This window comes from Haloechinothrix alba, assembly GCF_900188115.1.
Lineage (GTDB): Bacteria > Actinomycetota > Actinomycetes > Mycobacteriales > Pseudonocardiaceae > Haloechinothrix > Haloechinothrix alba.
The window spans coordinates 1-22,705 of record NZ_FZNW01000009.1; the positions used below are offsets into that span (position 1 = coordinate 1).

At 66.5% G+C, this 22,705-nt stretch carries 24 protein-coding genes; 12 read left to right on the forward strand and 12 right to left on the reverse strand.

Features of this window, described 5'->3' with window-relative positions; genetic code table 11:
• Positions 1–108 precede the first annotated feature (108 nt).
• The 5 genes from CHB84_RS09935 (at position 109) to fdxA (ending at position 4,454) form a co-directional block, all read left to right on the forward strand.
• Positions 109–1,074: an AraC family transcriptional regulator gene (locus CHB84_RS09935; RefSeq protein WP_089301270.1), complete on the forward strand. Its 966-nt coding sequence runs from the start codon at positions 109–111 to the stop codon at positions 1,072–1,074.
• A gap of 101 nt (positions 1,075–1,175) precedes the next feature.
• On the forward strand, positions 1,176–2,420 hold the full coding sequence (locus CHB84_RS09940; protein WP_089301271.1) for a cytochrome P450: 1,245 nt from the start codon (positions 1,176–1,178) through the stop codon (positions 2,418–2,420).
• A 3-nt stretch (positions 2,421–2,423) separates the two neighbouring features.
• Positions 2,424–3,827 (forward strand): FAD-dependent oxidoreductase, encoded by a 1,404-nt coding sequence (locus CHB84_RS09945; protein ID WP_089301414.1) that lies wholly within the window; start codon positions 2,424–2,426, stop codon positions 3,825–3,827.
• Positions 3,815–4,123 (forward strand): EthD family reductase, encoded by a 309-nt coding sequence (locus tag CHB84_RS09950; RefSeq protein WP_089301272.1) that lies wholly within the window; start codon positions 3,815–3,817, stop codon positions 4,121–4,123. The genes CHB84_RS09945 and CHB84_RS09950 overlap by 13 nt, the downstream gene beginning before the upstream one ends.
• A gap of 13 nt (positions 4,124–4,136) precedes the next feature.
• Entirely contained in the window at positions 4,137–4,454 is a 318-nt protein-coding gene (gene fdxA, locus CHB84_RS09955; RefSeq protein ID WP_089301273.1) for a ferredoxin, read from the forward strand.
• Between the two features lie 799 nt (positions 4,455–5,253).
• Here the strand turns inward: fdxA and CHB84_RS09965 are convergent.
• Genes CHB84_RS09965 through CHB84_RS09985 form a run of 5 tightly spaced genes read right to left on the reverse strand, consistent with a single transcriptional unit; the run spans position 5,254 to position 9,503 of the window.
• A complete protein-coding gene (locus CHB84_RS09965; protein WP_089301275.1) occupies positions 5,254–6,408 on the reverse strand; it encodes a cobalamin-independent methionine synthase II family protein in 1,155 nt (384 codons plus the stop codon).
• Positions 6,409–6,453: 45 nt separating this feature from the next.
• Positions 6,454–7,119 carry an HAD family hydrolase gene (locus CHB84_RS23500; protein ID WP_089301276.1) on the reverse strand — a complete coding sequence of 222 codons (666 nt, stop codon included), beginning with the start codon at positions 7,117–7,119 and terminating at the stop codon, positions 6,454–6,456.
• A gap of 1 nt (position 7,120) precedes the next feature.
• Positions 7,121–7,360, reverse strand: a complete 240-nt coding sequence (locus CHB84_RS09975) for a hypothetical protein (protein ID WP_089301277.1) — start codon at positions 7,358–7,360, stop codon at positions 7,121–7,123.
• Positions 7,361–7,364: 4 nt separating this feature from the next.
• Entirely contained in the window at positions 7,365–8,621 is a 1,257-nt protein-coding gene (locus CHB84_RS09980; RefSeq protein WP_217898512.1) for a Rieske 2Fe-2S domain-containing protein, read from the reverse strand.
• 9 nt (positions 8,622–8,630) lie between these two features.
• Positions 8,631–9,503 (reverse strand): histidine phosphatase family protein, encoded by an 873-nt coding sequence (locus CHB84_RS09985; RefSeq protein WP_141134635.1) that lies wholly within the window; start codon positions 9,501–9,503, stop codon positions 8,631–8,633.
• A 143-nt stretch (positions 9,504–9,646) separates the two neighbouring features.
• Here CHB84_RS09985 and CHB84_RS09990 point away from each other — a divergent pair, with 143 nt between their 5' ends.
• The 4 genes from CHB84_RS09990 to CHB84_RS10005 all read left to right on the forward strand — a co-directional run bounded on the left by CHB84_RS09990 (position 9,647) and on the right by CHB84_RS10005 (position 14,257).
• A complete protein-coding gene (locus CHB84_RS09990; RefSeq protein ID WP_089301279.1) occupies positions 9,647–11,413 on the forward strand; it encodes a PEP-utilizing enzyme in 1,767 nt (588 codons plus the stop codon).
• Positions 11,410–12,474: a PEP/pyruvate-binding domain-containing protein gene (locus tag CHB84_RS09995; RefSeq protein WP_245818659.1), complete on the forward strand. Its 1,065-nt coding sequence runs from the start codon at positions 11,410–11,412 to the stop codon at positions 12,472–12,474. The genes CHB84_RS09990 and CHB84_RS09995 overlap by 4 nt, the downstream gene beginning before the upstream one ends.
• Entirely contained in the window at positions 12,471–13,418 is a 948-nt protein-coding gene (locus CHB84_RS10000) for a PDR/VanB family oxidoreductase (RefSeq protein WP_089301280.1), read from the forward strand. The genes CHB84_RS09995 and CHB84_RS10000 overlap by 4 nt, the downstream gene beginning before the upstream one ends.
• Positions 13,419–13,501: 83 nt before the next feature.
• Positions 13,502–14,257 carry an IclR family transcriptional regulator gene (locus CHB84_RS10005; protein WP_245818660.1) on the forward strand — a complete coding sequence of 252 codons (756 nt, stop codon included), beginning with the start codon at positions 13,502–13,504 and terminating at the stop codon, positions 14,255–14,257.
• Positions 14,258–14,700: 443 nt separating this feature from the next.
• Here the strand turns inward: CHB84_RS10005 and CHB84_RS10010 are convergent, their stop codons facing one another.
• The 3 genes from CHB84_RS10010 to CHB84_RS10015 form a co-directional block, all read right to left on the reverse strand.
• On the reverse strand, positions 14,701–15,471 hold the full coding sequence (locus tag CHB84_RS10010; RefSeq protein ID WP_141134636.1) for a hypothetical protein: 771 nt from the start codon (positions 15,469–15,471) through the stop codon (positions 14,701–14,703).
• 246 nt (positions 15,472–15,717) lie between these two features.
• Complete coding sequence (locus CHB84_RS22870) at positions 15,718–15,855, reverse strand: hypothetical protein (protein WP_176439894.1); 138 nt, start codon at positions 15,853–15,855, stop codon at positions 15,718–15,720.
• Between the two features lie 76 nt (positions 15,856–15,931).
• Complete coding sequence (locus CHB84_RS10015; protein WP_089301282.1) at positions 15,932–16,138, reverse strand: hypothetical protein; 207 nt, start codon at positions 16,136–16,138, stop codon at positions 15,932–15,934.
• A 118-nt stretch (positions 16,139–16,256) separates the two neighbouring features.
• Here CHB84_RS10015 and CHB84_RS10020 point away from each other — a divergent pair, with 118 nt between their 5' ends.
• Both CHB84_RS10020 and CHB84_RS10025 read left to right on the forward strand, forming a co-directional pair.
• Positions 16,257–17,003 carry a helix-turn-helix domain-containing protein gene (locus CHB84_RS10020; RefSeq protein ID WP_176439895.1) on the forward strand — a complete coding sequence of 249 codons (747 nt, stop codon included), beginning with the start codon at positions 16,257–16,259 and terminating at the stop codon, positions 17,001–17,003.
• On the forward strand, positions 16,991–17,167 hold the full coding sequence (locus tag CHB84_RS10025; protein WP_089301284.1) for a DUF397 domain-containing protein: 177 nt from the start codon (positions 16,991–16,993) through the stop codon (positions 17,165–17,167). Before CHB84_RS10020 ends, CHB84_RS10025 begins: the two co-directional genes overlap by 13 nt.
• Positions 17,168–17,241: 74 nt before the next feature.
• On the opposite strand, the gene CHB84_RS10030 is transcribed toward CHB84_RS10025, so the two are convergent.
• Together CHB84_RS10030 and CHB84_RS10035 are read right to left on the reverse strand one after the other, a co-directional pair.
• On the reverse strand, positions 17,242–17,796 hold the full coding sequence (locus CHB84_RS10030) for a GNAT family N-acetyltransferase (protein WP_089301285.1): 555 nt from the start codon (positions 17,794–17,796) through the stop codon (positions 17,242–17,244).
• A gap of 141 nt (positions 17,797–17,937) precedes the next feature.
• A complete protein-coding gene (locus CHB84_RS10035) occupies positions 17,938–18,420 on the reverse strand; it encodes a helix-turn-helix domain-containing protein (RefSeq protein WP_176439896.1) in 483 nt (160 codons plus the stop codon).
• 192 nt (positions 18,421–18,612) lie between these two features.
• Here CHB84_RS10035 and CHB84_RS10040 point away from each other — a divergent pair, with 192 nt between their 5' ends.
• Positions 18,613–20,016, forward strand: a complete 1,404-nt coding sequence (locus tag CHB84_RS10040) for a class II 3-deoxy-7-phosphoheptulonate synthase (protein ID WP_089301419.1) — start codon at positions 18,613–18,615, stop codon at positions 20,014–20,016.
• A 10-nt stretch (positions 20,017–20,026) separates the two neighbouring features.
• Here CHB84_RS10040 and CHB84_RS10045 read toward each other — a convergent pair whose 3' ends face one another.
• Both CHB84_RS10045 and CHB84_RS10050 read right to left on the reverse strand, forming a co-directional pair.
• The gene (locus CHB84_RS10045) at positions 20,027–21,142 is read right to left on the reverse strand and encodes a glycosyl hydrolase family 18 protein (RefSeq protein ID WP_089301286.1); all 1,116 of its coding nucleotides are present in this window, start codon (positions 21,140–21,142) and stop codon (positions 20,027–20,029) included.
• Between the two features lie 4 nt (positions 21,143–21,146).
• The gene (locus CHB84_RS10050) at positions 21,147–22,703 is read right to left on the reverse strand and encodes a glycosyltransferase family 2 protein (protein WP_089301287.1); all 1,557 of its coding nucleotides are present in this window, start codon (positions 22,701–22,703) and stop codon (positions 21,147–21,149) included.
• Between the last annotated feature and the right edge of the window lie 2 nt (positions 22,704–22,705).

Genomic DNA, 22,705 nt, shown 5'->3' on the forward strand with positions numbered 1-22,705 from the left:
CTCCGCCCTGGGCTATGCCAGCCCCGAGCAGTGGGAACAGCAGGAACTACTCAAGGCCGCATAACCACGTGTCCGGCCAACAGGGGAAAGGTCACAGGAGGAGGTGTCATGCTGGCGGTCCGGATCAGTACAGCCGACCCGGATGAGGCAAGCAGCCGGTGCGGCGAGGTGTACTTCCCACACCACCTCACAGTTCTGCACGATCCAGCCCGCTTCCGCATGAGTCTGAATGCGACCAGGATTGGACCGGTGTCGGCCGGACTGCTGTCCTACTCTGACGAGGTACGTCTCACCACCGGTGAGCTTGAAACCGGCTATGAGATCAACATTCCGCTCGCCGGGACACTGCGCACCTCGACCGCGGCTGGTGAGGTGCACGCGTCGCCCTCGGTAGCAGCCGTTTACCGCCCGGACAGCGTTGCCACGCTCCAGGGCTGGGCCGGTGGCGGCAGCCTGCTCGGGCTGAAGATCGAGCGAATGGCGCTGGAGTCGCAGCTCGCCGAGTTGGTCGGAGCGCCGGTGCGCACGGTGGTTCCGTTCGGCGGAAGCATCGACCTTCGAAAGGGGCCCGGACGGCAGTGGTGGATGCTGGCAAGATCGTTAATCGAACTGGCGCGCGAACCGGACGGTCCGCTCTCTCAGCCGCTTGTGGCCCGCCCACTGATACAAAGCATCATCACGGCATTGCTTCACACGGTTGACCATCCATACCGGGAACCATTGGGCACACCGGCACGCTCTGTTCGGCCGGCGGCGATTCGCCGCGCCGTCGACCTCATCGAGGATGAGCCGCAACGGCCATGGACGGTGCTCGATCTGGCGAGACAGTGCGGGCTCAGCGTCCGGGCGTTGCACGAAGGATTCGCTCAGCATGTCGGCGTGCCACCGAAGACGTACCTCCGACGCGTCAGGCTACTCCATGCTCACGCGGACCTTCGAGCAGCCGATCCGGACCAGTACACCGTGGCCGAGATCGCCTGCCGCTGGGGATTCGTTCACCTGGGACGGTTCGCGGCGGCCTACCGCTCTCGCTATGGCGCCGCTCCCTCGGAGACCCTGCGCCGCGCGGACTGAGCCGCACGAACCGGCCAGGCGCGCCGCGCGAAACGGATCGAAGGTGACCGCAAGCACTCCTAACGTCCTTGGCAAGTTCGCCAGACAGCAAGGAGAGATCGATGGCGGTCACCAAACAGCAGGACAGCGCTCAGGCTGAATTCGACTTCAACCCGATGGTCAGCCCACATCGAGAGAATCCACACCTGTTCTACCGGGACGCCAGGCAACGGCCGGTAACGCTGAGCCCGTCGATCGGTGCCTACATGGTCACCCGCTATGACGATATCAAGGCGGTGCTCGACGATCCGGAGTCGTTCTCCTCCGCCGCGGCGCTGCCGTGGATCTACGACAATCCGCCGGAGGTCGTCGCCGAGCTGAGGGCTGCCAACGTGCCGGAGACGACCATGGTCGTCAACGAGGATGAGCCACGACACCGGCAGATGCGTGCCCTGTTCGACGCGGGCGTCAGCGGCGCGCGAGTCCGTTCCCTGCTGCCTGTGATGCGCGACCGCGCGAACGAGCTCATCGACCGCTTCACCGGTGGTAGCGCCGAGCTTGTAAGCGAGTATGCAATCCCGTTCGTGCAGACGGTAATCAACGCCGTCATCGGTTTCCCTCCAGAGGACGCCGAACAGATCCAGACATGGACCGACGACGTCAACACACTGTGGAATCAGCTGGCACCGGTTTCGGACCGCGTCGCGGCCGCGCGCAGGCTTGGTGAGTACACTCGGTACCTGCAATCCCAGATCGATGACCGCAGGGCGCACCCTCGCGACGACATGATCTCGGTGCTGGTGCACGGCACGGACCAGTTCGACGGGCTGGCGGACGACTACGTGCACAACATAATCCGTGGCGCCGTCAGGGTAGCCGGATTCGATACCACTCGCGATGCCATCACCGCGACCGTGCTCGTTGCGCTGCAGAACCCGGACATTCTCGAACGTGTCACCGCGGAACCCACTCAAACGATCATGAAGGTGACAGAGGAAGCGTTGCGCCGTGACGCCCCGCATCGCGGGCTGTTCCGCATCACGACGCGAGACGTCGAGCTCGGTGGTACCGCATTGCCACAGGGTTCGCCACTGTTGCTGCTGTTCGGCTCGGCGAATCGTGACGAGTCGGTGTTTTCCGACCCGGACGCGGTCCATCTGGACCGGCCGAACGTGCGCGACCATTTGGCCTTCGGGAAGGGGCTGCACAGCTGCCCTGGCGCTCCGTTGGCCCGAGCCGAGATCAGGATCGCGCTGGAGACGTTGTTCAACCGCATGCCCGAGCTTCGACTCGCCGACGGGTATGAACCGACCTACATCGCCAGCTATTTCTTCCGTGGACTCGAGTCACTCCAGGTGCGGTGGTGAATGATGGCCACGAATCACCACGCGCACGGCACTGGAACGGATCGTGTGGGGCGCGTCGCGGTGATCGGGGCAGGGCCAGCGGGTCTGTACACGACGCGAGCACTCGTGGACGGCGGCGCCACGGTTGACGTCTTTGACCGCCTGCCCGCACCGTTCGGACTGGTTCGCTACGGCGTCGCACCTGACCATCCTCGGATGAAGACCGTCGCCACCGTGCTGCAATCGCCGTGCGCAACGGGTGCCGCAACGTACATCGGCAACGTAGAAGTAGGCAGCGACGTCACTCTAGACCAACTGCGACGGTCCTATCACGCCGTCGTCTACGCGACGGGATGTCCTCGTGACCGCGCTCTTCGCATACCGGGCGAGGGCGTAGCCGGCAGCATAGGAGCTGGCCGGCTCGTCGGCTGGTACTGCGGGCACCCCGACAACGTTGGTCATGCGCCACCGCTCGATCACGACGGAGCGGTGGTTATCGGCGCGGGCAACGTCGCGCTCGACGTCGCCCGGATGCTCGCCAGATCATCGGGCGAGTTGCAAGGTACCGACGTTCCCGACGCGGTGCTGAAGTCCTTGGCGGCCAGCCGAGTGCAGGATATTCACGTGCTGATCCGGCGTGGCCCTCACGAGGCCAAGTTCACACCGGCCGAGCTGCGCCAGCTTGGTGAGTTGGGCAACGCCGACGTCACCGTGCATGACGACGGAGTACTCGCGTACACGGATGTGTCAGACCTGGACCTTCGGCAGCGTCAGAACCTGCAGATCATGCGCGAATGGACCGCCCGCGCACCGCGCGCCACGCGGCGTCGCATCCACCTACGGTTCTTCCGCAGTCCCGTCGAGCTGCGCGGCCACCAGCGGCTGAGACAGGTGGTCACGGAACGCACCAGACTGGAGCTGGATCGAGTCGTCCCAGCTGGACGAGGGGAGACGATCAGCGCGGGACTCGCGGTCCGTGCCATTGGCTATCAGGCCGACCCCATCGAAGGGCTCCCGTTCGACCACATCACAGGAACGGTGCCCAACGAAGCGGGCAGGGTGTTGCGGGACGGCGCCCCTGAGCCAGGTCTTTACGTCGCGGGCTGGCTCAAACGCGGCCCTACCGGCGTCATCGGCACCAACAAGGCCGATGGCGCGCGGACCGCTTCCGAGGTACTGGCGGACCTGCCGCGACTGCCCGCACCACCACAGCCGGACACCGATGCCCTGCTGTACCGGCTCGAATGCAACGGGGTGCGCTACACCGACTGGAACGGATGGCTACGACTCAATGTTGAGGAGCAGCGCCTCGGCAGCTGTCGCGGCGCGGATCGCGTCAAGATCGCCGAGCGGCAACGCATTCTCGGCATCGCCCGGCCACCATTGACCAGATCGAACGACAACGGAGCACCGCTATGCATATCCTGACCGTGGCGTACGGGCACCCTAACAGTCCACGCGCCTTCGACAGCTACTACCAGACAACCCACCGAGAACTTGTCAAGGAAGTTCCCGGCGTCGTGTCCTTCGTGGCCCGCTACTGCGCGTCGCTCGACGATTCGCCACCGCCCTACTACCTGATTGCCGAACTGGCATTCCCATCGGCGGAGCACCTGTTTGACGGACTCGCGTCGCCGGAGGGGCAAGCCGCGGCCGCCGACATTGAAAACTTCGCGGACGGCGGCGTGACGCTATTCGTCCAATACGACCACACGGCCCACTGACGCGGGAGCAGTCATGCCATACGTTATCTCCGAGCCTTGCCTCGACGTGCTCGACAAGAGCTGCGTCGAGCAATGTCCGGTCGACTGCATCTACGAAGGCGAACGGATGCTCTACATTCATCCCGACGAGTGCATCGACTGCGGCGCCTGTGAACCAGCGTGCCCGATGGAAGCCATCCGGCACGAAAGCGCCGTGCCGCCAGAATGGGCAGACTTTATCGAAGCCAGTCACACGTTCTTTGACGGTCTGGGATCACCGCGCGGTGCCTCAGAAGTCGGCAAGGTCGCCAACGACCCAGAATGGATCAAGGCTGCGCCGAAGGCAACATAGGGTCTCGCGCCTCGGGTTCCGCGCGGGTCTGTCTGACTAACGGTGGATGTGGTCTTGTTCCTACGTGCGAGCGTTGCTTTGCAGGAAGGATGGATCATGACCGAAACGCCCGGACGGAGTGCTGAACCAGCTGACGCCCATAGCCACGGAACGGCTCGGCAACCTGAGCCGTATTGCGAAGCCGCGCACCATCCGCAACACCACCCGCACACCGGGATGCTCGCACAACGAGGCCGCGAGCGTGTCGTACGTGTGGTGGGCAGAAACATCCGTGCGCTCATCGGCTTCTGTATCGCTGCGCACGGTCGCGTAGCGCTAGCGTTAGCTCAGCCACCCCGATCACGGTCGGCACTGGCCGGTCCGGTGCCGGCAGCTTCAACAGCGCCCGCAGGACGGTCTTCCGTGCGAACGCGACACCGAGCCCGGCCAGCGCCCGGGCTCCGACAACGCTAGGCAACCTGGGTGGACGGTGCCCCGGCGGGCCGTCAGGCAAACAGGTAGGCGTGCCGTAGGCGCGTAGCGGTAACAGATCAGCACCGACTGATGCTCCTGCGTGCTCAAGCCGATCTTGCGTACGTTGTTGCAGCTGCGGAGGATTGTCGCCTTGATGCCATTCGCCGGCCAGTCCGGGCTCGGCCTGCGGTCGGTGCGGCCTCCGGCAGCCAAGACGGACCGACACCTGCTGCGGTTACTGCGAGACCTCCGTACGCAGCATGGCCTCATCTTCCTGAGTGGCTACGAAGATTCGCCCACCGCGCACGGAGGTTCGACAGTCGAGTGTAGTGACCCCGCCGTGCTGTTACAGTGCTAGCTGTTTGGTGGCGATCTCCGCACCCTCAGCCAGCGCCCGGAACTTGGCCCACACCACGGCTGGGTCCACCTCCGGCGCGAATGTGGCGCGGGAGGAGAACCCGCAGTCGGCACCCGCGATGACGTTCTCCGGACCGACCATCGAGGCGTACGTGGCGATGCTGTCCGCGATAAGTTGCGGGTGCTCCACGAAGTTCGTGGCGTGGCTGAGCAGGCCTGGGATGAGGATCTTGCCGTCGGGCAGCGGCGTCGTCTCCCAGATCCGCCACTCGTGCTGGTGCCTGGGGTTGGCCACTTCGAAAGAGTACGCTCCGGCGTTGACCCGCAGCATGTAGTCGACGACGTCGCTCAGCGGCAGGTCGTGCACCCGCGGACCGTGGTTGAGCCCGTAGCAGGTGTGCAGCCGGATTTTCTCCTCGGGGATGCCGCGCAATGCGTGGTTGAGCGCGTCGATGTGCGTGTGTGCCGTTTCGCGCCGTTTCTCGGGTGGTGTACGGGGGTCGCTGAGGATCTCGATGAGCCACGGGTCGTCGATCTGCAGCAGCAGCCCGGCCTCGGTGATCGCGAGGTACTCCTCGCGCATGGCCTCTGCGACCGCGTAGAGGTACTCCGTCTCCGAGGTGTAGTACTCGTTACGCCCGAACCCTCGCGGGCTTGTGGCAGGCAGGAATGTTTCGACTATGTCGTGCTGCGCTGCGGCGGCCTTCAGGTTGTCGATGTCGGTGCGGACCGCGTCGTGTCCCTGGTAGCTAACCGGGCCGGTACACACCATCACCCGCATCGGGCTGACCGTGGAGGAGTACTTGCCGAAGTAGCCCTGGTAGTAGTCCGGGAACGCATCGATCTCCTGCTGCCACGAGTACGGCATCAGTGTCTCGCCGTTCACGGTGTCGAAACCGCCGAGCCGTTCCTCCACATAGGTCGCGAACGTGACCTTGCCCTGTTCACCATCGGTGACCACGTCGATTCCCGCGCGTGCCTGTTCGGCCACAACATCGGCGACGGCCTCGCGGGTCTGGCCCGCGAACAGTTCGGGGTCGTACGGCCTGCCATGCTCCTTCTCCCGCATCGTCTCGAGCAGCCCGTGTGGCCGGGCAAGACTACCGACGTGTGTGGTGAGGATCCGGTCGGTGCTGCGTTTCAAGTCCGTTCCTTTCGTCTACTTGCCGTCTGACGTTGGTGTGCGGTATCAACCGGCTTCGCCGCGCCGCGCTCGCGAACCGTTGATCGCCACGGCCGCGGCATCGAACGCCGGTTGCGGATCGGTGACATCCACCTGGATGGCCCGCGCGCCGAGCCTCGCCGCACCCGCGACGTTCCACGGCTGGTCGTCGAGGAACACCAGGTCGCTGACCGCCACGTCGAGCTCCGCCGCGGCGCTGCGGTAGGCCTGCGGGTCGGGCTTGAGCACACCCGTCACCGACCCGTCCAGGACGCGGTCGAACCGGTGCAGTACGCCCTGCCGCGCCACCCAGTCCGCTCCGTGAAAGTGCTCGAGGTCGTTGGTCAGCACCCCGGTCGGCGCACCTGCACTCGCGGCGGCATCCAGCAGCCGGTACACCTCGGGTCGTACGAGTACTTCCTCGGCCACGTCGCTCACCCGCTGCATCAGGTCCCGCGTCGACCATCGCTGCCCGAAGATCTCCCCGAACTCGGCCGCGCGCCGGCGCCAGAAGTCTCGCTCTGTGACCTCGCCGCGCTGCAGGGCTTCCCACAGCGGATCCAAGCTGGTGCCGAACGGGCCGCTGCGGTTGGCGCCCTCGGCAGGGATCCCTTCCCTTCGTGCCCACTCCGGAACCAGCTCTAGGTAGGATCGGTGGACGACGCCACCGAAATCCAGTAGCAGCGCGGCCATGTCAGTGCTCCGGTTCGTGGCTGGTGACAAGCTGGCTCAGCACCACGGTGCACAACAGGTAGCACTCGGGGCACCAGCAATGGAACTGGCGGTCCCCGCCCACCCAGTACTCATGCACGAACCCCGCGGGCCCGTCGAGCGATGCCCCGCAGGACGGGCAGTACCGAACCGGGGTGCCGAAGACCGCACGGGCCGCGGCGGCTGTCGTACCGCCCGAAGCGCTGTTTAGCGAACCCGTCATGGCATCACCTCGTCACCAGGTCAGCGTCACCGTAGCGCTGGAACAATGGCTCGATCCGCTCCTTCAGCGGGCTGTACCGAGTCTGGCCGCCGTTGAGGAACTCCTTGCGGAACGCCTCGCCCCCGCCGAACTTGTCCTTCTCCTGAGGTAGCTCGATGACTGTGTTGCGATCCGGATCGCGGTAGACGCAGATCGGGTCCTCGCCGTCCTCCACGCGATCCATCTGCTCCTGGTAGAGCCTGCGTAGTGTGATCACACCCAGGTCGGACTTGCCGAGATGTTCCTTGCTGCGGTCGGCGATCTCCCCCTGAGTCACCCAAGCCATGATGTCCTGACCATCCACATAGTCATGGATGAATTCACCGTTCTCCTGATACACGGGAACCTCGTAAACCGGTATCGCCTCCTGTTCCGGGATCGTTCCGTGCTCGGTCGGCCGGTATGTCTGGTACCAGACGTGCCAGGTGTGCGTGTCGTCAACCGGAACCCGGATCTGGAAGAAGTGCAGGCCCCCGCCGCCGATACGAAGCATCCCGGGAAACACCAGCGGGTGCCCGATCTTCCAGTCCTCGTCCTGCTCGGACTGCCCTTGAAGGATGCGGCGCTTCAGGATGCCGTGCTCGAAGACCTCGAAGGCCACTTTCACGTGCTTCTTGGACAGCACCTCCAAGGGCTTTTCGCCCGCCAGCTCCTTCTGGAACGAGCCGTACCGGCCGTGCAGCCACTCGACGTGATATGGGTCTACCGAGTTCTCCATGATCTGCAGGAAGTTGCAGTTCAGCTCGGCGTGCCCGATGTCGCGCCAGACGTTGTCCCAGACGAACAGGTCGTACCGCGGCAGCAGCGGTGCTGGTTCCGGTCCCAGGTAAGCGAAGATGAGCCCGCCGAGCTCCTGCACGGGGTAGGCCCGCGCGCGGATACGCTGCGCGAACGTGGTGTCGGCAGGCTCGCCGGGCTGCTCGAGGCACTGCCCGCTGGTGTCGAACAGCCAGCCGTGGTACCCGCAGCGGATGCCATCCTGCTCGGTACATCCCAGCGACAGCGAGGCCCTGCGGTGCGGGCAGTGTTCCTCGAGCAGGCCGAGGTTACCGCCCGCGTCCCGGAACAGCACCAGGTCCTCACCGAGCAGCCTGCGCCGCACAGGCTGCCTGCCCACCATGTCGTGCGTGGCGATCGGCCACCAGTAACGGCGTAACAACTCCCCCATCGGCGTGTCCGGCCCCACCCGTGTGAGGCGCTCGTTCTTCTCCGCGGACAGCATGGCTGTGTCTCACCCCTCTCGTACGATGGACTGCGTCGTCGCGCACCAGGGCGGTCGGGTCTCGGCGGGCACAGCCAGCTCGACCGCGCGGCCGCGATAGGCGAGCACCGCCCGGTCCGCCGCGCGCGGGATCTGGATCGTGACGTCCTCGGTGTTGCGCGGCTCACCGGGGTCGTAGCCGAACGCGGCGGCTGCGACCGCACGTATGCACCCCGAATGGGTACTGACCAGGAGGTGCAGTCCTTCTGGCCCGGTGCGCACGGCCTGCTGGATGCCGGTCCAGAATCGGCGCACCGCAACCGATGCGGGTTCGAAGTGCTGCAGCGGCTGCGTCAACCAGAAGGTGATGGGGTCCTCGCCGCACGTCTGCAGCGAGAAGAACCGGTCCATCTCGGCGAACCAACCGGGTAACCTGTCCGGCGACGTGTCGGCACGGCGGGCGCGGTACGTCGCGTAGGCCTGCGTCGGGTCCAGCGCGCGACCGTCGCACCACACCCGGAGGTTGTCGAACCAGGTGTCGATGTACGGCTCGTCCAGGCGCACCCGTTCCGGAGCGGTGCTGCCGAGGTTGTCTGCGATACCGTCGCGCACGGCGGTGGCCGTCTCGGCAGCCCGAGCCGTCGGTGCGTGCGGCAGCCACACGTGAGCGCCCGGTGCCAGCGTGCCTGCCAACGCGGCTCCCTTGGCGTAGGCCTGCTGGCGCCCAACCTCCGTCAGACCACTGTCTGACTGGTAAGTGCGGGTCTGCCCGTGTCGTACCAGCCGGACCGTCGCCAGCTCGCTCGCCGGCCACCGCCCCACCAGCGACGGCGGCTCGATGCGCTCGGAGACGCCACCCATCGCGCTCCCTTCCTTGCTACCGCTGACTCCGTCGGTCTGCACAGTAGGAACGCCTGGCGACAGCGGGAAGGCGCATGTTCCTCGCTGGCGAACGTTCGCGAGGGAGGAACGGGAGGGTTGAGTGAGCGAAGTCGCGCTGCAACATTCATCACAGCCACCGCAGTGCCCCGATGCGAGGAGGTCACATGAGCAATGTCGTCCCGGTCGACGAGTTCGTCACCGATGAGTGGTACCCCGGATTCAAACCCGAGTACGGCTACACGCCGTGGTCGGTAGAGCCGTTCCGCACCTTCCGCAAGGAGGATGAGGAACGCTTCTGGTTCCTGGACTTCCATTGGCCGCGCGGCCTCACCCCGATGGGGCTGATCTGGAACGAGGACGGGTACTCCTGGGGCACGCAGCTGGCCGCCGAAGCCCTGCCGCTGCCACCGGGGCGCGGGATCACCCAGCGTATCGCCGGCACGCACACGTATGCCTCCTCGATCGATGTCACCGACGAGTGGGAGATCGGCCACCGCCACGAACTGATGCAACGCAACCTGCCGAGGTTCCTCGAGAACTTCGACGACATCTGGGCAGAGCGGCGCAACGAGGTCGAGGCGTGGTGGCAGCACCTGAAGGGTTTCGACCTGCGCTCGCAGTCGCTGCGCGGGCTCGGTGACTACCTTGTCAAAGCGCGTCGCTTCCACCGCCGCTCCTTCGAGATCCACTTCGAGATCATGTACCCGCTTCTGGCCAACTACGTCGGCTTCTATGGCGCCTGCGTGGACATGGGGATCGACCCGAACGAGATCGCCAAGTTCCTGCAGGGCTACGACACCAAGATCATGGAGACCGACCGAGCGCTATGGGATCTGACCCGCCAGGCCCGCCAGTCCGGTCTGGATTCGGTGTTCCTGCAGCACGACGCCACCCAGCTGCGGGGAGCGCTCGCCGAGCGGGGAGGTCCTGCTGACGAGTGGTTGAGTTCCTTCGACGACTTCCTCGAGGTGTACGGATACCGCACGGAGGGCTCCTGCGACATCGCCCTGCCGTCGTGGATCGAGGACCCGACCCCGGCGCTCGGTATGGTCAAGACGTTCCTGCAGAAGGACGACAACCACGACTTCGACGCCGCGCTGCAGGAGACGATCGCCGAACGGGACGCTGCCATCGATTCCGCGCGGGCCAAGCTCACCTCCGAGGAACAGGAAGTCTTCGACGCGGGGCTCGCCTCCTGCACGGCCGCGAACTTCCCGTGGTGGCAGGACGACCACAACTACTACATCGACCTGCGGGTGTCCCTGCCGATGAGGTGGGCCTGCTTGCAGATCTCCGAGGCGGTCGGCGCAGATCGCCCGGACGACACGATCTACCTGTTCTGGCCTGAACTGATGCAGGTGGTCAACGGCGAGAAGTCGTACAACTCGTTCCGTAGCCTTGTTGAGGACCGCAGGCAGTACTTCGACTACTGGGCCGAGCGGCGCGCCTCGATGCCCAAGGTGCTCGGCACCGTGCCGGACGCGGTCACCGACCCCATCCTGATCGAAATTTTCGGACTTAACGACCATTTCCTGCGCGCTGTGCAGGCGACAGGTAGCACGGAGGACGTCAAGTCGCTCACCGGTGTGGCGGCGTCGAAAGGGTCGGCTCGGGGTATCGCTCGGGTGCTGACAAATGCCGACGAGCTGCACCGGGTGCAGCCGGGTGAGATCCTGGTGTGCGAGTCCACGTCGCCGAACTGGACTCCCGCCTTCGCCAAGATCGCCGCCTGCGTGTGCGACGGTGGTGGCACCCTGTCGCACGCGGCGATCGTCGGCCGCGAGTACGGCGTGCCGACCGTGACCGCGGTGGGCCTTGCGACGCTGGCGATCCAGGACGGCGACGAGATCGAGGTCGACGGCACGAACGGGACCGTGACGGTGTACCGCCGGGCCGCGAACGCCGCCGAGCCCGTGGAGGTGAGCACGTGAAGCCTGTGCACTGGCTCGACGACATGCAGCCCGGCGAGGCCGTGGGTCTCGGCGGCGCCAAGATCGGCAGGCTGGTCGAGATGATGGCCGCCGGTGTACACGTGCCGCGCGGGTTCGTCGTCGGGGTGGATGCCTACCGTGCGCATTGCCAGGTAACCGGTTTGGACGAGCGGATCGACGCCGCTCTGGCGCCGCTGCCGCCGGACGCGGGTGAGGACCGGGTGGCCGCCGCTGCCGACGAGATCCGCGCCGCGTTCGAGGCGACCGCGTTGGACAGCGAACTGGCAGGCGAGATCGGCAAGGCGTACCAGGAGCTGACCGACCGGTGCCAGCAGTCCGACCTGCCCGTCGCGGTGCGTAGCTCGGCGACCGGGGAGGACAGCAGCGACGCAAGCTTCGCGGGGATCTTCGAGACCTACCTGGGCGTCTCTGGGCCCGACGCGGTACTCGAATCGGTCCGCGCCTGCTGGACGAGCCTGTTCACCCCGAGAGCGTTGTCGTACCGCCTGCAACGGGGCATCTCCCACCATGCCATGCCGATGGCGGTAGGCGTGCTGGAGCTGATCCAGGCACGCGCCTCCGGTGTGGCGTTCTCGGTGCATCCGATCACCGGCAAGCGCGACCGCATGGTCGTTGAGGGATCTTGGGGATGGGGCGAGGCCGTGGTGCAGGGCCTTGTCACACCGGACCACGCCGAGATCGGCAAGAGTGACGCCCGCGTGCTGCGGTACGACACGGCACGCAAGGAGACCATCTCGGAGTTCGATAATGCCGCGGGCCGCGTGACCGAGTCCGCCATGCCGGAAGAGCTGCGTGAGGCGCGGGCGGTGGACGACGATCAGCTGCACGCCATTACCGCGGCGGTGCGTTCCATCGAGGAACACTACGGGCATCCGGTCGACGTCGAGTGGGTCATCCACCAGGGTCATCAGCCGGGTGACCCGGCGTGCATCGTGCAGTCGCGGCCGGTCACCGTGGCCGCGCAGGAGCCCGAGGACGCTCCGACCGGCTGGAATTCCGCGGCTTTCGCAGGCAAGTACGCCTTCGGGGGCAAGAAATGACCGAGTCGCACCAGCAGCTGTTGGTGCACCGCATGACGTGGGAGGCCCGCGACGTGCTGTCGCTCGAGCTGGTCGATCCTGCGGGCGGGGCACTGCCGGAGTGGGAGCCGGGAGCACACCTGGACGTCGGGCTGGGCGATGGCATGCGCAGGCAATACTCGCTGTGCGGCGACCCGGGGGACCGGACGCGGTTCCGGGTGGCCGTGCGGCGGGAGGAAGCCGGTCGTGGCGGTTCGCGTCGGGTGCACGAGCAACTGAGGCCGGGCGACTTCGTCGATGTGCGGGGTCCGCGTAACCATTTCCGGTTGGAGAAAGCGAACGGGTACCTGTTCCTGGCAGGTGGTATCGGTATCACTCCGATCTTGCCGATGGTCGCTGCCGCCGAGGCTGCTGGTAGACCGTGGCGGCTGGTGTACCGGGGACGGGACCGTGCCAGCATGCCGTTTGCCGGCGAGCTGGGACGATACGGTAAGCGTGTGTCGCTGCTGCCCGGCGACGAGTCGGACCGCCCCGACGTGTCTGGGCTGGTCACTGAGCTGGTCACTGGGCTCGGCACCGGCGGCCTGGTGTACTGCTGTGGCCCGGCGCCGTTGCTCGATGAGGCCGCCGCGTGCTGCCCGGCCGAGTACCTGCGGGTGGAGCGTTTCGCTGCGCCGGAGCAGGTGGATTTCCCCTCAGGTGCGTTCGAGGTGCGACTAGCCACCACCGGGCGGACCGTAACGGTGCCCGCCGAGCGTTCGGTACTGGACGTGCTGCTCGACGAGGGGTGCGACGTTCCCAACGACTGCAGGGAAGGGATCTGCGGCAGCTGCGAGACGAAGGTACTGGACGGTTCCGTGGAACACCGCGATCATGTACTCACTGAGAAGGAACGTCGATCCGGCGGCACCATGATGGTGTGCGTGTCCCGCGCCGCGCGGGAGCGGCTGGTTCTGGAGGTGTGACACAGGTGACCGACACCCCGCCGATCGACTCTCCCGCCGGAAAGCCTGCCACGGAATCACGGAACCACTCCGACGATTCGGGCTTGCGGTCGGTATCGATCGCCATGGACGTACTCGAGTGCTTCACCCGGAACCACGAGGTCGGTGCCACGCAGATCGCACGGGAACTGGGCATCGCGAAGAGCACCGCCTCGCGGATGCTCAGCGTGCTCGCCTCCCGCGGCCTTCTCGAACGCCGGGGGAGCGGCCGGTACCGGCTGGGGCTGCGGCTGTTCGAATACGGACAGCTGGCCGCGGACCGCTTGTTGCTGAAGGAGATGGGCCTGCCCGTGCTGGCCGAGCTGAGGGATCAGATCTCCGAGACGGTTCAGCTTGGCATCCCGCTCGGTGCGGACGTACTCTACGTCGACCGGTTGGAGGGCACACACGGTCTGCGGTTCCACACAGAGGCGTTCCGCAAGGTTCCCGGCCATTCCTCCAGCTCCGGGAAGGCCATCGCCGCGTTCAACCCGTTCGTGGCAAGGGCTGTACTGAGCGCCGGGCTCGCCCGGCAAACGCCTTACACCATTGTAGACAGCGAGCGGTACCGCCAGGTACTCGCTACTATCCACGAACGCGGGTGGGCGTGCTCCGAGGAGGAGTTCGAGGTGGGCCTGTCCTCAATCGCTGCGCCAGTCCTTCTGGCCAGGAACGGGCGGACTCAGGCTGTGGCCGCCATTTCAATCGCTGGGCCAACGCAGCGGGTCCTGGGCGGCCGCAGCGAGGGCATCGCCACTGCGGTACAGCGCGCCACGCGAAGCCTGTCACAGGCGCTGTCCCGAGTCGCTGAGGTGGAGTGAGCGGATATCGGAAGTGGCGCCTGCGTCCCGGCCGTTGTGCAGGCAGCTGGCGGATCGTATCGCTGGTCAGCGGACGGTATACACGCGGCTTGCATTGGGAATCGTACTCGGGTGCACGTGCGGTGCGGTAATCCACCAGTCCTTTGGCCTTGCGGCAGCGGATCGAGCCTCGTACGTTGCGTGCTCCGAGGTGCGTTGCTGTACCCGGCTACCCGCGCCAGTTGGTCCCGTGCCGGGGTGCGCGATCGACGTCGACGCTCGCGGTCGCGGTCACGTGGAATCGCAACGTGGTTGTGAGGTTGGCCGGTGCCGGTCCCACCGACGGGCCGCTGGCCAGCTGTTCAGTCGGCGTAGCCAGAGGTGTCGGACGCGTTGATGCGCACCGCCGGGCGGCGCGGTAAGGCACTGCCTTGATCGTGTGATCGCGGTGCACGTCGTGTCGCTCACACGTTGGGATCGTATCCGGAACTGCCCGCGAGCAGGCCGTCGCAATCCGGCTCGTCGCCGAACAGATCGACCGTGAAGGTGGCCGTGCCACCTGCCTCTACGCTGTCGCGGTCGGCGAAAGTGCCGAGCACGTCGAGCAACTCCCCATCGCCGTTCAGGCACGCCAGCGTCACGTCGATCGGCCCGTCGACGTCGAGCTCGTGCGGGTTCGTCAGGCTGCCCGTGAACCCGTCGGAGACGCGTTCGAGCTTCTCGATCTCTAGGGCGATGATGTTCTCGAAATCGCCGAGACCGGTCCGGTAGTCGACGTTGGGGGAGTCGACGGCAGCATCATCGGGCAGCTGCTTTCCGGCCCCGGCGTAGACGAAGCCGAACGCGACCTCGCCCGGCTCCACCACGTTCGGCTGGACGCTCTGCGACGCGCCGCTGGTGATCGTCTCGCCCTGGCCGTCGACCACGGTTCCGGAGACCTCGACGCGCGAGACCGGTTCCTCTGTGCCATTGACTGCGAGGAAGGGCACCTTCGCGTCCACTGGGTCGCCCCAGGTTACGGTCACGTCATCGTCAGCTTCCCCGACAGCCGGCTCGACACCTTCGGCGTAGAGGAACGAGGAGGCCGCTGGCTCGTCGGGCAGTTCGACGGTTTCCTCGTCCGGCGACGCCTGGTCCTCAGCGGTGTTTTGACCACCGGTTTCGGGCTCGGTGGAATTATCGTCATCCGTACATGACGCGGTGACCAGCGCAGCCACCGCGACCGTCGCCGCCAACCGACGCCCCATTCGTGACACGTGAACTCCCTCGGCACATCAAACGATCCGGCATACAAGCCGCATAACGTCACGATCGGCTCTGCGTGCCGTGTCGTTCAGGGGAGGCGTGCCGTTACGGGGTGCCACGTATCGGCAGCGGTGCGCAGGTGGGAAGGGATGCGTGTGGTGGTGTGGGGCGGCGGTACTGCACTCGCCGCTCTCCCGGTTGTCGGCTGGCTACGTCGAAGCTGACTGACGAAACAGTCAACCGCCTTCGCAAGGGGAGTGCGCGTCGTCGTCGCGGATGTTGTCCGGGTGGTCGGGATCGTCGGGGTGGATGACGTACACGTTGTCGCCGTCGTCGACGATGATGCGGCCATCAAGGCGGTGCCACCAGCTCATGCGTTGTCCTTTTCTGCCGGTTCGGGATGGGAACCGGCCGGCGCGCGGGCGGAACAACGCGCACCGGCCGGGAGTATCACAGGTGATGACGGCGATCGGGAGTCGTCCGGTGTGACTCTCCACCGTCCAGATAGCACTCTTCGTCGGTGATGACCATGTGTGGCCGGGGATCGTGTTGCCAGCGGCGCCGACGCAGCAATGCGTCGCGCACGACATGGCTGAGGACGTAGCCGATCATCAACAGGCACGTGACGACCAGAAGCGAGACCCAGAGCGTGGACATGTACTGAGTGTCGTACCCGTCGATTACGCTACGAAACGGAACGTGTACGCATCACGACATCAGTGGGGCACCCAGATGCCGTAGTGCGGAAGCCGTGCGAATGGGGTGAGTGAATGTGGTGAGTTTGTTCGGCAGCGAGCTGCGGCGCGCCCGGGAGGGTCTCGGCTGGTCCCGAGAGCAGCTCGCGGAAGAGGTCAAGTTCTCGGCCAGCCTCGTCGAGAAGGTGGAGGTCGGTAACAAGTTTCCCAGCGAAGCGTTCGCCACGGAAGCCGATAAGGCGTTGAGCACCGATGGCTTCCTGTCGCGAATCCGGCTGCACACGCTGAAACAGGACGTTGTGCCCGAGTGGTTCCGCGCATGGCCGGACATCGAAGAGCAGGCCAGCGTGATCCGGCTGTTTGCGCCGTTGGTCGTGCCCGGCCAACTACAGATTGAGGATTACGCTCGCGCGCTGCTCGGCGACGAGGATCAGGTCGCTGCGCGGATGGCACGACAGCACATTTTCGTCCAGGACAAGCCTCCAGACATCGTCGCTGTGCTGGACGAGGCTGTATTGCACCGTCAGATCGGCAGTCGGGACGTCATGTACCGGCAACTGAAGCACCTCACAGAAGTATCAGCGAGTGTGCAGGTCATGCCTTTCGGTGCTGACACATATCTCGGAGTCGATGGCGGGTTCAGCCTGGTAACGGTCGATAATCGAGAGATCAGTTACGTCGATACACCGGCGCGCGGCTTCGTGCTGGACGATCCAGAAGTCGTCACACAGCTCGTGAGACGATGGGACCACCTCAGAGGCGAGGCGCTACCACAGCGGCAGTCTCAAGAACGGATCGTGGAAGTGGCGGAGCAATGGAACACGTAGAGTGGCGCAAGTCGTCCCGCTCGGGGACGCATGGTGACTGTGTCGAGCTGGCGGTTGAACCGACCCGTGCTCGCATCCGGGACACCAAGGACCGCGAGGGCGGCACGCTGACCGTTTCGTTCGACGCCTGGCGCGCCTTCGTCGCGAGCGTTCCCGAGCAGTAGCACCAGCTGCGGATTCGTGCCTCCGGACCGAACAGGGCCGGAGGCACGAATCCGTACGCGGGCGAACGGGGCCTTCACGGCGTGAACCGCACGATGGTGCGTTTGCCGACCGTGCGGGTGGCCTCGAAGCCGTAGTCCAGGAACCAGTCCAGCTTGCCCTTGTAGTCGGTCGGCTCACCGGGATAGGCCTCCACGGCGGTCGCGCCCGCATCCAGCGCGTATCGCACGGTCGCGTCCACCAGTGCGCGGCCGATCCCGTGGCCATGTGTCGTGCGGTCGACGGCGAAGCAGCTGATGACGAAGCCGCCAGTGTCCTCGTCTTTCGGCTTGAACTGGCTGGTGCGCAGCAGTCTGGCGAACTGCTCGCGTGGCGCCACCGACACCCATTCGACCGGCTGGTCGTCCCGGTAGGCCAGCAGCCCGGTGTGCTCGCCACCGTGGACCAGCGAGCGTAGCGCCTCCTTGTTCGACTCGGGTGAGCGCATGGGCCAGCGCCAGACCGCGCACCAGCAGTTCGCCGTGTCCTGCCGGCCACCGCGCGGGCCCGGCGTCTCGAACAGCGCCGCCAGGTCCGGCCAGCGCTGCGACGTCACCGGATACGTCACGAACTTCGAATTGGCTGCGTCCATCGGGCGTCCCTTCGCAATCGGGCCTCATCATGCGCGGGTAACCAGGTGCGGGATGGCGCGTACCGTACCGGCGAGGCCCGACAATCTGGCATTGAGCGCGACACTGGTGGCGCTGAGGAAGGCCCGGGACATCCAGCGCGCTCACTCGTGGCCTTGTTCGGGCGCGGACCGGATGGTCGTCGCACCCTCGTCGATGTCGTAGACGCCGGATTCCTCGGAGTTGCGAACCATCTCGTCGAGACCGGCGGAGCGCACACGACGGGCGCTTTCCTGGTAGGCAAGTACGTCGACCAAGCGCACCTGGCGATGGCGGCCCGGCTTGTCGAACGGGATCTCCCCCTGCTCGAGTAGCCGTACGAGTGTCGGCCGGGAGATCCCCAGTACTTCCGCTGCTTGACTGGTGGTCAGTGTCGTGAGTTGCGGGCCGACGTTGACCGCGAACCCCTGGGAAAGTGTGGTGGCTACATCTCTGAGAACTGCGAACAGTTCGTCCGGTAGCTCGATCCGGGACCCGTCCCCGGCGACAAGCACCGGTTCCTGACCAGGCGCATCCTGTCGTAGAGCTGTGACCAGTGCGGAAAGCGACTCGGGCTGGTCCGGTGGTAAGACGAAGCGTTCAACCATGTGTGCGCCCACAACCTTTGTGCTGCGAATAATCGAACAAAACGAACGTCAGTGCTTGGTGCTCCGAAAGCCGGCACCACCCCCGCTATGTGCGGCGCACAGTACCGCCGACCACCGACATGTCGGCCTCGATCGAGCGGCCGCCAGCAGGATCGGGCGCGGTCCCGCGCAGCTGCGATCGGCCGGACCCGTATTCTGGGGTGCGTGAACTGGACTGTCGACGCCCCGATGGAAACCCTGCCGCCGTTGCCGCCCCTGCCGGGCGACCTGCGCCGGAAGCTGGACGAGGCCCTGGCCAAGCCTGCGGCTCAGCAGCCGGAATGGCCGGACGAGCACATGATGCGGCACGTGCGCGGTGTGCTGGAGTCGGTACCGCCGATCACGGTGCCCGCCGAGGTGGACCGGCTGCGCGAGCGCCTGGCGATGGTCGCCCGCGGCGAGGCGTTCCTGCTGCAGGGCGGCGACTGCGCGGAGACGTTCGAGTCGAACACCGAGCCGCACATCCAGGCGAACCTGCGCACGCTGCTGCAGATGGCCGTGGTGCTGACCTACGGCGCGAGCCTGCCGGTGGTCAAGGTGGGCCGCATCGCGGGACAGTACGCCAAGCCGCGGTCGAAGAGCACCGACGCGCTGGGCCTGCCGGTGTACCGGGGCGATGTGGTCAACTCGCTGGCCGCCGCCGAGGAGATGCGGGTGCCGGACCCGGGCCGGATGATCCGCGCCTACGCCAACTCCGGGGCGACGATGAACCTGGTGCGGGCGCTGACCGGCGCGGGCATGGCCGATCTCGCGCAGGTGCACGACTGGAACAAGGACTTCGTGCGCACGTCCCCGGCGGGGGAGCGGTACGAGGCGCTGGCCGGTGAGATCGATCGTGGTCTGCGGTTCATGTCGGCCTGCGGGGTGACGGACTCGTCGCTGCACAGTACCGAGATCTTCGCCAGTCACGAGGCGCTGCTGCTGGACTACGAGCGGGCGATGCTGCGGCTGGACGAGCCGGACTCGCCGGATGCGCAGCTGTACAACCTCTCGGGGCACTACCTGTGGATCGGTGAGCGCACCCGCCAGCTCGACGGGGCGCACATCGCGTTCGCGGAGCTGATGTCCAACCCCATCGGCGTCAAGATCGGTCCGACCACCACGCCCGAGCAGGCCGTGGAGTACGTGCAGCGGCTGGACCCGCACAACCAGCCGGGGCGGCTGACGCTGATCGCGCGGATGGGCAACGGGAAGGTGCGCGAGGTGCTGCCGCAGATCGTGCAGAAGGTCGAGGCCTCCGGGCACCAGGTGATCTGGCAGTGCGACCCGATGCACGGCAACACCCACGAGTCCTCCACCGGTTACAAGACCCGCCACTTCGACCGGGTCGTCGACGAGGTGCAGGGCTTCTTCGAGGTGCACCGCTCGCTGGGCACCTACCCCGGCGGCATCCACATCGAGCTCACCGGCGAGAACGTCACCGAGTGCCTCGGCGGTGCGCAGGACATCACCGACACCGACCTGGCGGGACGCTACGAGACGGCCTGCGACCCGCGGCTGAACACCCAGCAGTCCCTCGAGCTCGCCTTCCTCGTCGCGGAGATGCTGCGTAACTGACCGGCGCGGGTCACGAGCCGCGCGGCTCGATCAGATCCCAGGTCCGCGTGTCCTCGTAGCCGAGCCGCCAGAAGAACGCGCCGCCCAGGTCGTAGTCGTCGACCAGCTCGAGCTTGGCTGCCGCGCTGTAGGCGTTCTCGAACCACACCTCCCGCTCGCGGCCACTCCCGTCGGTGTAGACGAAGTGCGGCCCGTCGGCGCTGCGCTCGTCGAGCACCTCGACATCGTGCTGTTCCGCCAGCCGCATCGCGTCCTCGTAGGTCACTGTCTCGCCACGCCCACCGCGGGGCCAGTCGTAGCCGAGCAGCACGATCCCGAGCCGCACCTTCTCCGGCGGGATCTGGGTAACGGCCCAGCTCACCGTCTCCTCCACCCAGTCGCGTGGCGCGGTGGGCCCGGCTTGCGAGTCGGCCCAGTGGAAGTCGTAGGCCATCACCCCGACCTGGTCGCAGGCCGCGCCGATGGCCGCGTAGTCCTGCGCCTGGCTGTGCGGATCCGGCCCGGGTTCGGTGTGCTTGGCATACACCGACGAGATCAGCGACTTTCCCTCGGCACGCAGCGCGTCGCCCAGGGACTCGAGGAATCGGGAGTACGGGTCGCGCTCCGCGGCGGTCAGGTCCTCGTAGTCGATGTCGATGCCGTCGTAGCCGAACTCGACGGCCAGCTCGACGAGGGCCTCGACGTGGCGCCTGCGCGCACCAGGGTCGGCCAGCATCGCCTTGACCAGCTCCGGCTCCCACGACCCGTTCCGCAGGTTGGTGCACGTCGGCAGGATCCGCACGCCGGCGGACTTCAGGCGCCGCACCCGCGCGCGGTCCACGCGCACGTGCTCGTCGTCGGCCAGGACGACCTCCCCGGAGGCCTCCAGCGAGTACCAGACCGGATGGATCAGGTCGAACACGTCGGCCTGAGCGTCGGCCGTGTCGAACGCGGCCTGCTGGTCGTAGTACGGGACGTATCCCGCGACGCGGCGTTCGCGGCCCACCGTCGGCGACGACGGGCCGTACAGCGCCTCAACCGTCTTGCGGTAGCCGACCAGCATGAGTGCCCCCGCCGCGCCGACGAGCAACGTCCTGCGGGTCAGCCGCGTCGGTAGCCTGCCGGTCGGGCGATCGATGCGCGCCATAACTTCACCGGTCCTCACGTCGTGCGCGGTACCAGGGGACGATCAACGCCAGGAGAGCGCACACCACCACGGTAGCCACCGTCATCCCGAGTATGACCGAGGCCGCCACACCGAGCACCAGCAGCGCGGCTGCGAGCAGCAACAACGCCAGCACCAGGGCGCCGTCGAACAGTACGGGCGCCGCGTCCCGCCAGTTCAGGGCCGCTGCCGGGCGGTCATCGGCAGGGGCGGCCACGGCCACACCTCCCGCGACGTCCCCGCCCGCGGCACCCGGAGCATGCCCGTCCGCGCTGAGCACCTGCACGCTGCGGCGGGCCGGGCTCGTCCACCGGCCCGTCGACTTCTCGCGGCACAACTGGATCAGCGTGCGCACCGTGACGACGGCATCCAGCACCCGCAGGAAGATGAACCCCACACCGTAGACCAGCAGGCTGGGCCGCCGCAGCCACAGCGCCACCAGGCAGGTCAGCAGGTAGTCGGGCAGCCACAGGAACACCACCAGGTTGAGCGGGGTGATCAGCGGATCCAGCCACGCGTGGACCGGCGCGTACCAGTCCCACTGCAACGCCAGCCCGCCCGTCGCGGGCTCGGCCGCGAGGAACACCAGGCTCGCCACCACCAGCAGCAGCACCAGGCTCACCACGAAGACCTCGAACAGGAAGAGCACCAGTGCGGCCGAGAACACGCTGAACCACAGGCCGTGCCTGCGGAGGGTCTGCCAGAAGCCCAGCCACCACCGGCAGATCTGCCGGTAGTAGTCCCGCAGGTTCTCCGGGTCCTGGCAGATGCCGTACACCGAGGGCTCGAACGCGATCTTGCCGAGCTTCTTGCGGTGCAGCTCGAAGGTCATGTTGAAGTCCTCGATGACCAGGCCCGGCGGGTTGAGCTCCATCCGCGGCAACAACCTCGTGCGGTACATGCTGGCGAATCCCGGCACGATGGGTGTGACGTTGGTGTGCCGCCAGGTCTGGCCGTACTTCATTCCCTGCATCACCGCGTACAGCCGGGTGCGGTAGGACAGCAGCAACCTGCCGAGCCCGTTGACGGCGGCGGGCTGCCAGTCCACATGCGCGTATCCCGCCAGCGCAGCCATCGCCGGGTCCTCCATCAGCCGCAGGCCCCGATCCAGGTAGTGACGATCCAGCCGGGTGTCGGCGTCGGTGATCAGCATCAGCTCGAAGCGCCGGGCCAGCTCGAAATGCTCGACCGCGGCCTCGATCCCGCCTGCCTTGCCGCGCGAGGGCTGCAGCTCCAGCACGTTCACGCCGAACGACCCGGCGATCTCGGTGGTGCGGTCGGTACACCCGTCGGCGACAACGTGCACGTTCGCTCCCGGGACCAGCCGCAGCACAGATGTGATCGTCGCCGCGATGCTGGCTTCCTCGTTGTGTGCGGGGATGAGCACCGCCACATCCGCCGGGGTGAGCCTGCGCGCCCCGGTGCTGTCGGCCACCCTCCGTCGCCGCTCAACGGCATCCTGGGTGAGCAGCCGGAGCAGGCCCACCCCGATCCACAGGGTGATGCTGACACCGAAGACGAACAGCGCGAGCCACCACTCCATCC

Coding starts and splice junctions, on each gene's coding strand:
- CHB84_RS09935 (WP_089301270.1), top strand. CDS start 109: ATGCTGGCGGTCCGGATCAGTACAGCCGACCCGGATGAGGCAAGCAGC.
- CHB84_RS10015 (WP_089301282.1), bottom strand. CDS start 16,138: ATGTCCACGCTCTGGGTCTCGCTTCTGGTCGTCACGTGCCTGTTGATG.
- CHB84_RS09950 (WP_089301272.1), top strand. CDS start 3,815: ATGCATATCCTGACCGTGGCGTACGGGCACCCTAACAGTCCACGCGCC.
- CHB84_RS10030 (WP_089301285.1), bottom strand. CDS start 17,796: ATGGACGCAGCCAATTCGAAGTTCGTGACGTATCCGGTGACGTCGCAG.
- CHB84_RS10050 (WP_089301287.1), bottom strand. CDS start 22,703: ATGGAGTGGTGGCTCGCGCTGTTCGTCTTCGGTGTCAGCATCACCCTG.
- CHB84_RS09975 (WP_089301277.1), bottom strand. CDS start 7,360: ATGACGGGTTCGCTAAACAGCGCTTCGGGCGGTACGACAGCCGCCGCG.
- CHB84_RS10025 (WP_089301284.1), top strand. CDS start 16,991: ATGGAACACGTAGAGTGGCGCAAGTCGTCCCGCTCGGGGACGCATGGT.
- CHB84_RS10035 (WP_176439896.1), bottom strand. CDS start 18,420: ATGGTTGAACGCTTCGTCTTACCACCGGACCAGCCCGAGTCGCTTTCC.
- CHB84_RS09990 (WP_089301279.1), top strand. CDS start 9,647: ATGAGCAATGTCGTCCCGGTCGACGAGTTCGTCACCGATGAGTGGTAC.
- CHB84_RS22870 (WP_176439894.1), bottom strand. CDS start 15,855: ATGAGCTGGTGGCACCGCCTTGATGGCCGCATCATCGTCGACGACGGC.
- CHB84_RS23500 (WP_089301276.1), bottom strand. CDS start 7,119: ATGGCCGCGCTGCTACTGGATTTCGGTGGCGTCGTCCACCGATCCTAC.
- fdxA (WP_089301273.1), top strand. CDS start 4,137: ATGCCATACGTTATCTCCGAGCCTTGCCTCGACGTGCTCGACAAGAGC.
- CHB84_RS09945 (WP_089301414.1), top strand. CDS start 2,424: ATGGCCACGAATCACCACGCGCACGGCACTGGAACGGATCGTGTGGGG.
- CHB84_RS09940 (WP_089301271.1), top strand. CDS start 1,176: ATGGCGGTCACCAAACAGCAGGACAGCGCTCAGGCTGAATTCGACTTC.
- CHB84_RS10045 (WP_089301286.1), bottom strand. CDS start 21,142: ATGGCGCGCATCGATCGCCCGACCGGCAGGCTACCGACGCGGCTGACC.
- CHB84_RS09980 (WP_217898512.1), bottom strand. CDS start 8,621: ATGCTGTCCGCGGAGAAGAACGAGCGCCTCACACGGGTGGGGCCGGAC.
- CHB84_RS10000 (WP_089301280.1), top strand. CDS start 12,471: ATGACCGAGTCGCACCAGCAGCTGTTGGTGCACCGCATGACGTGGGAG.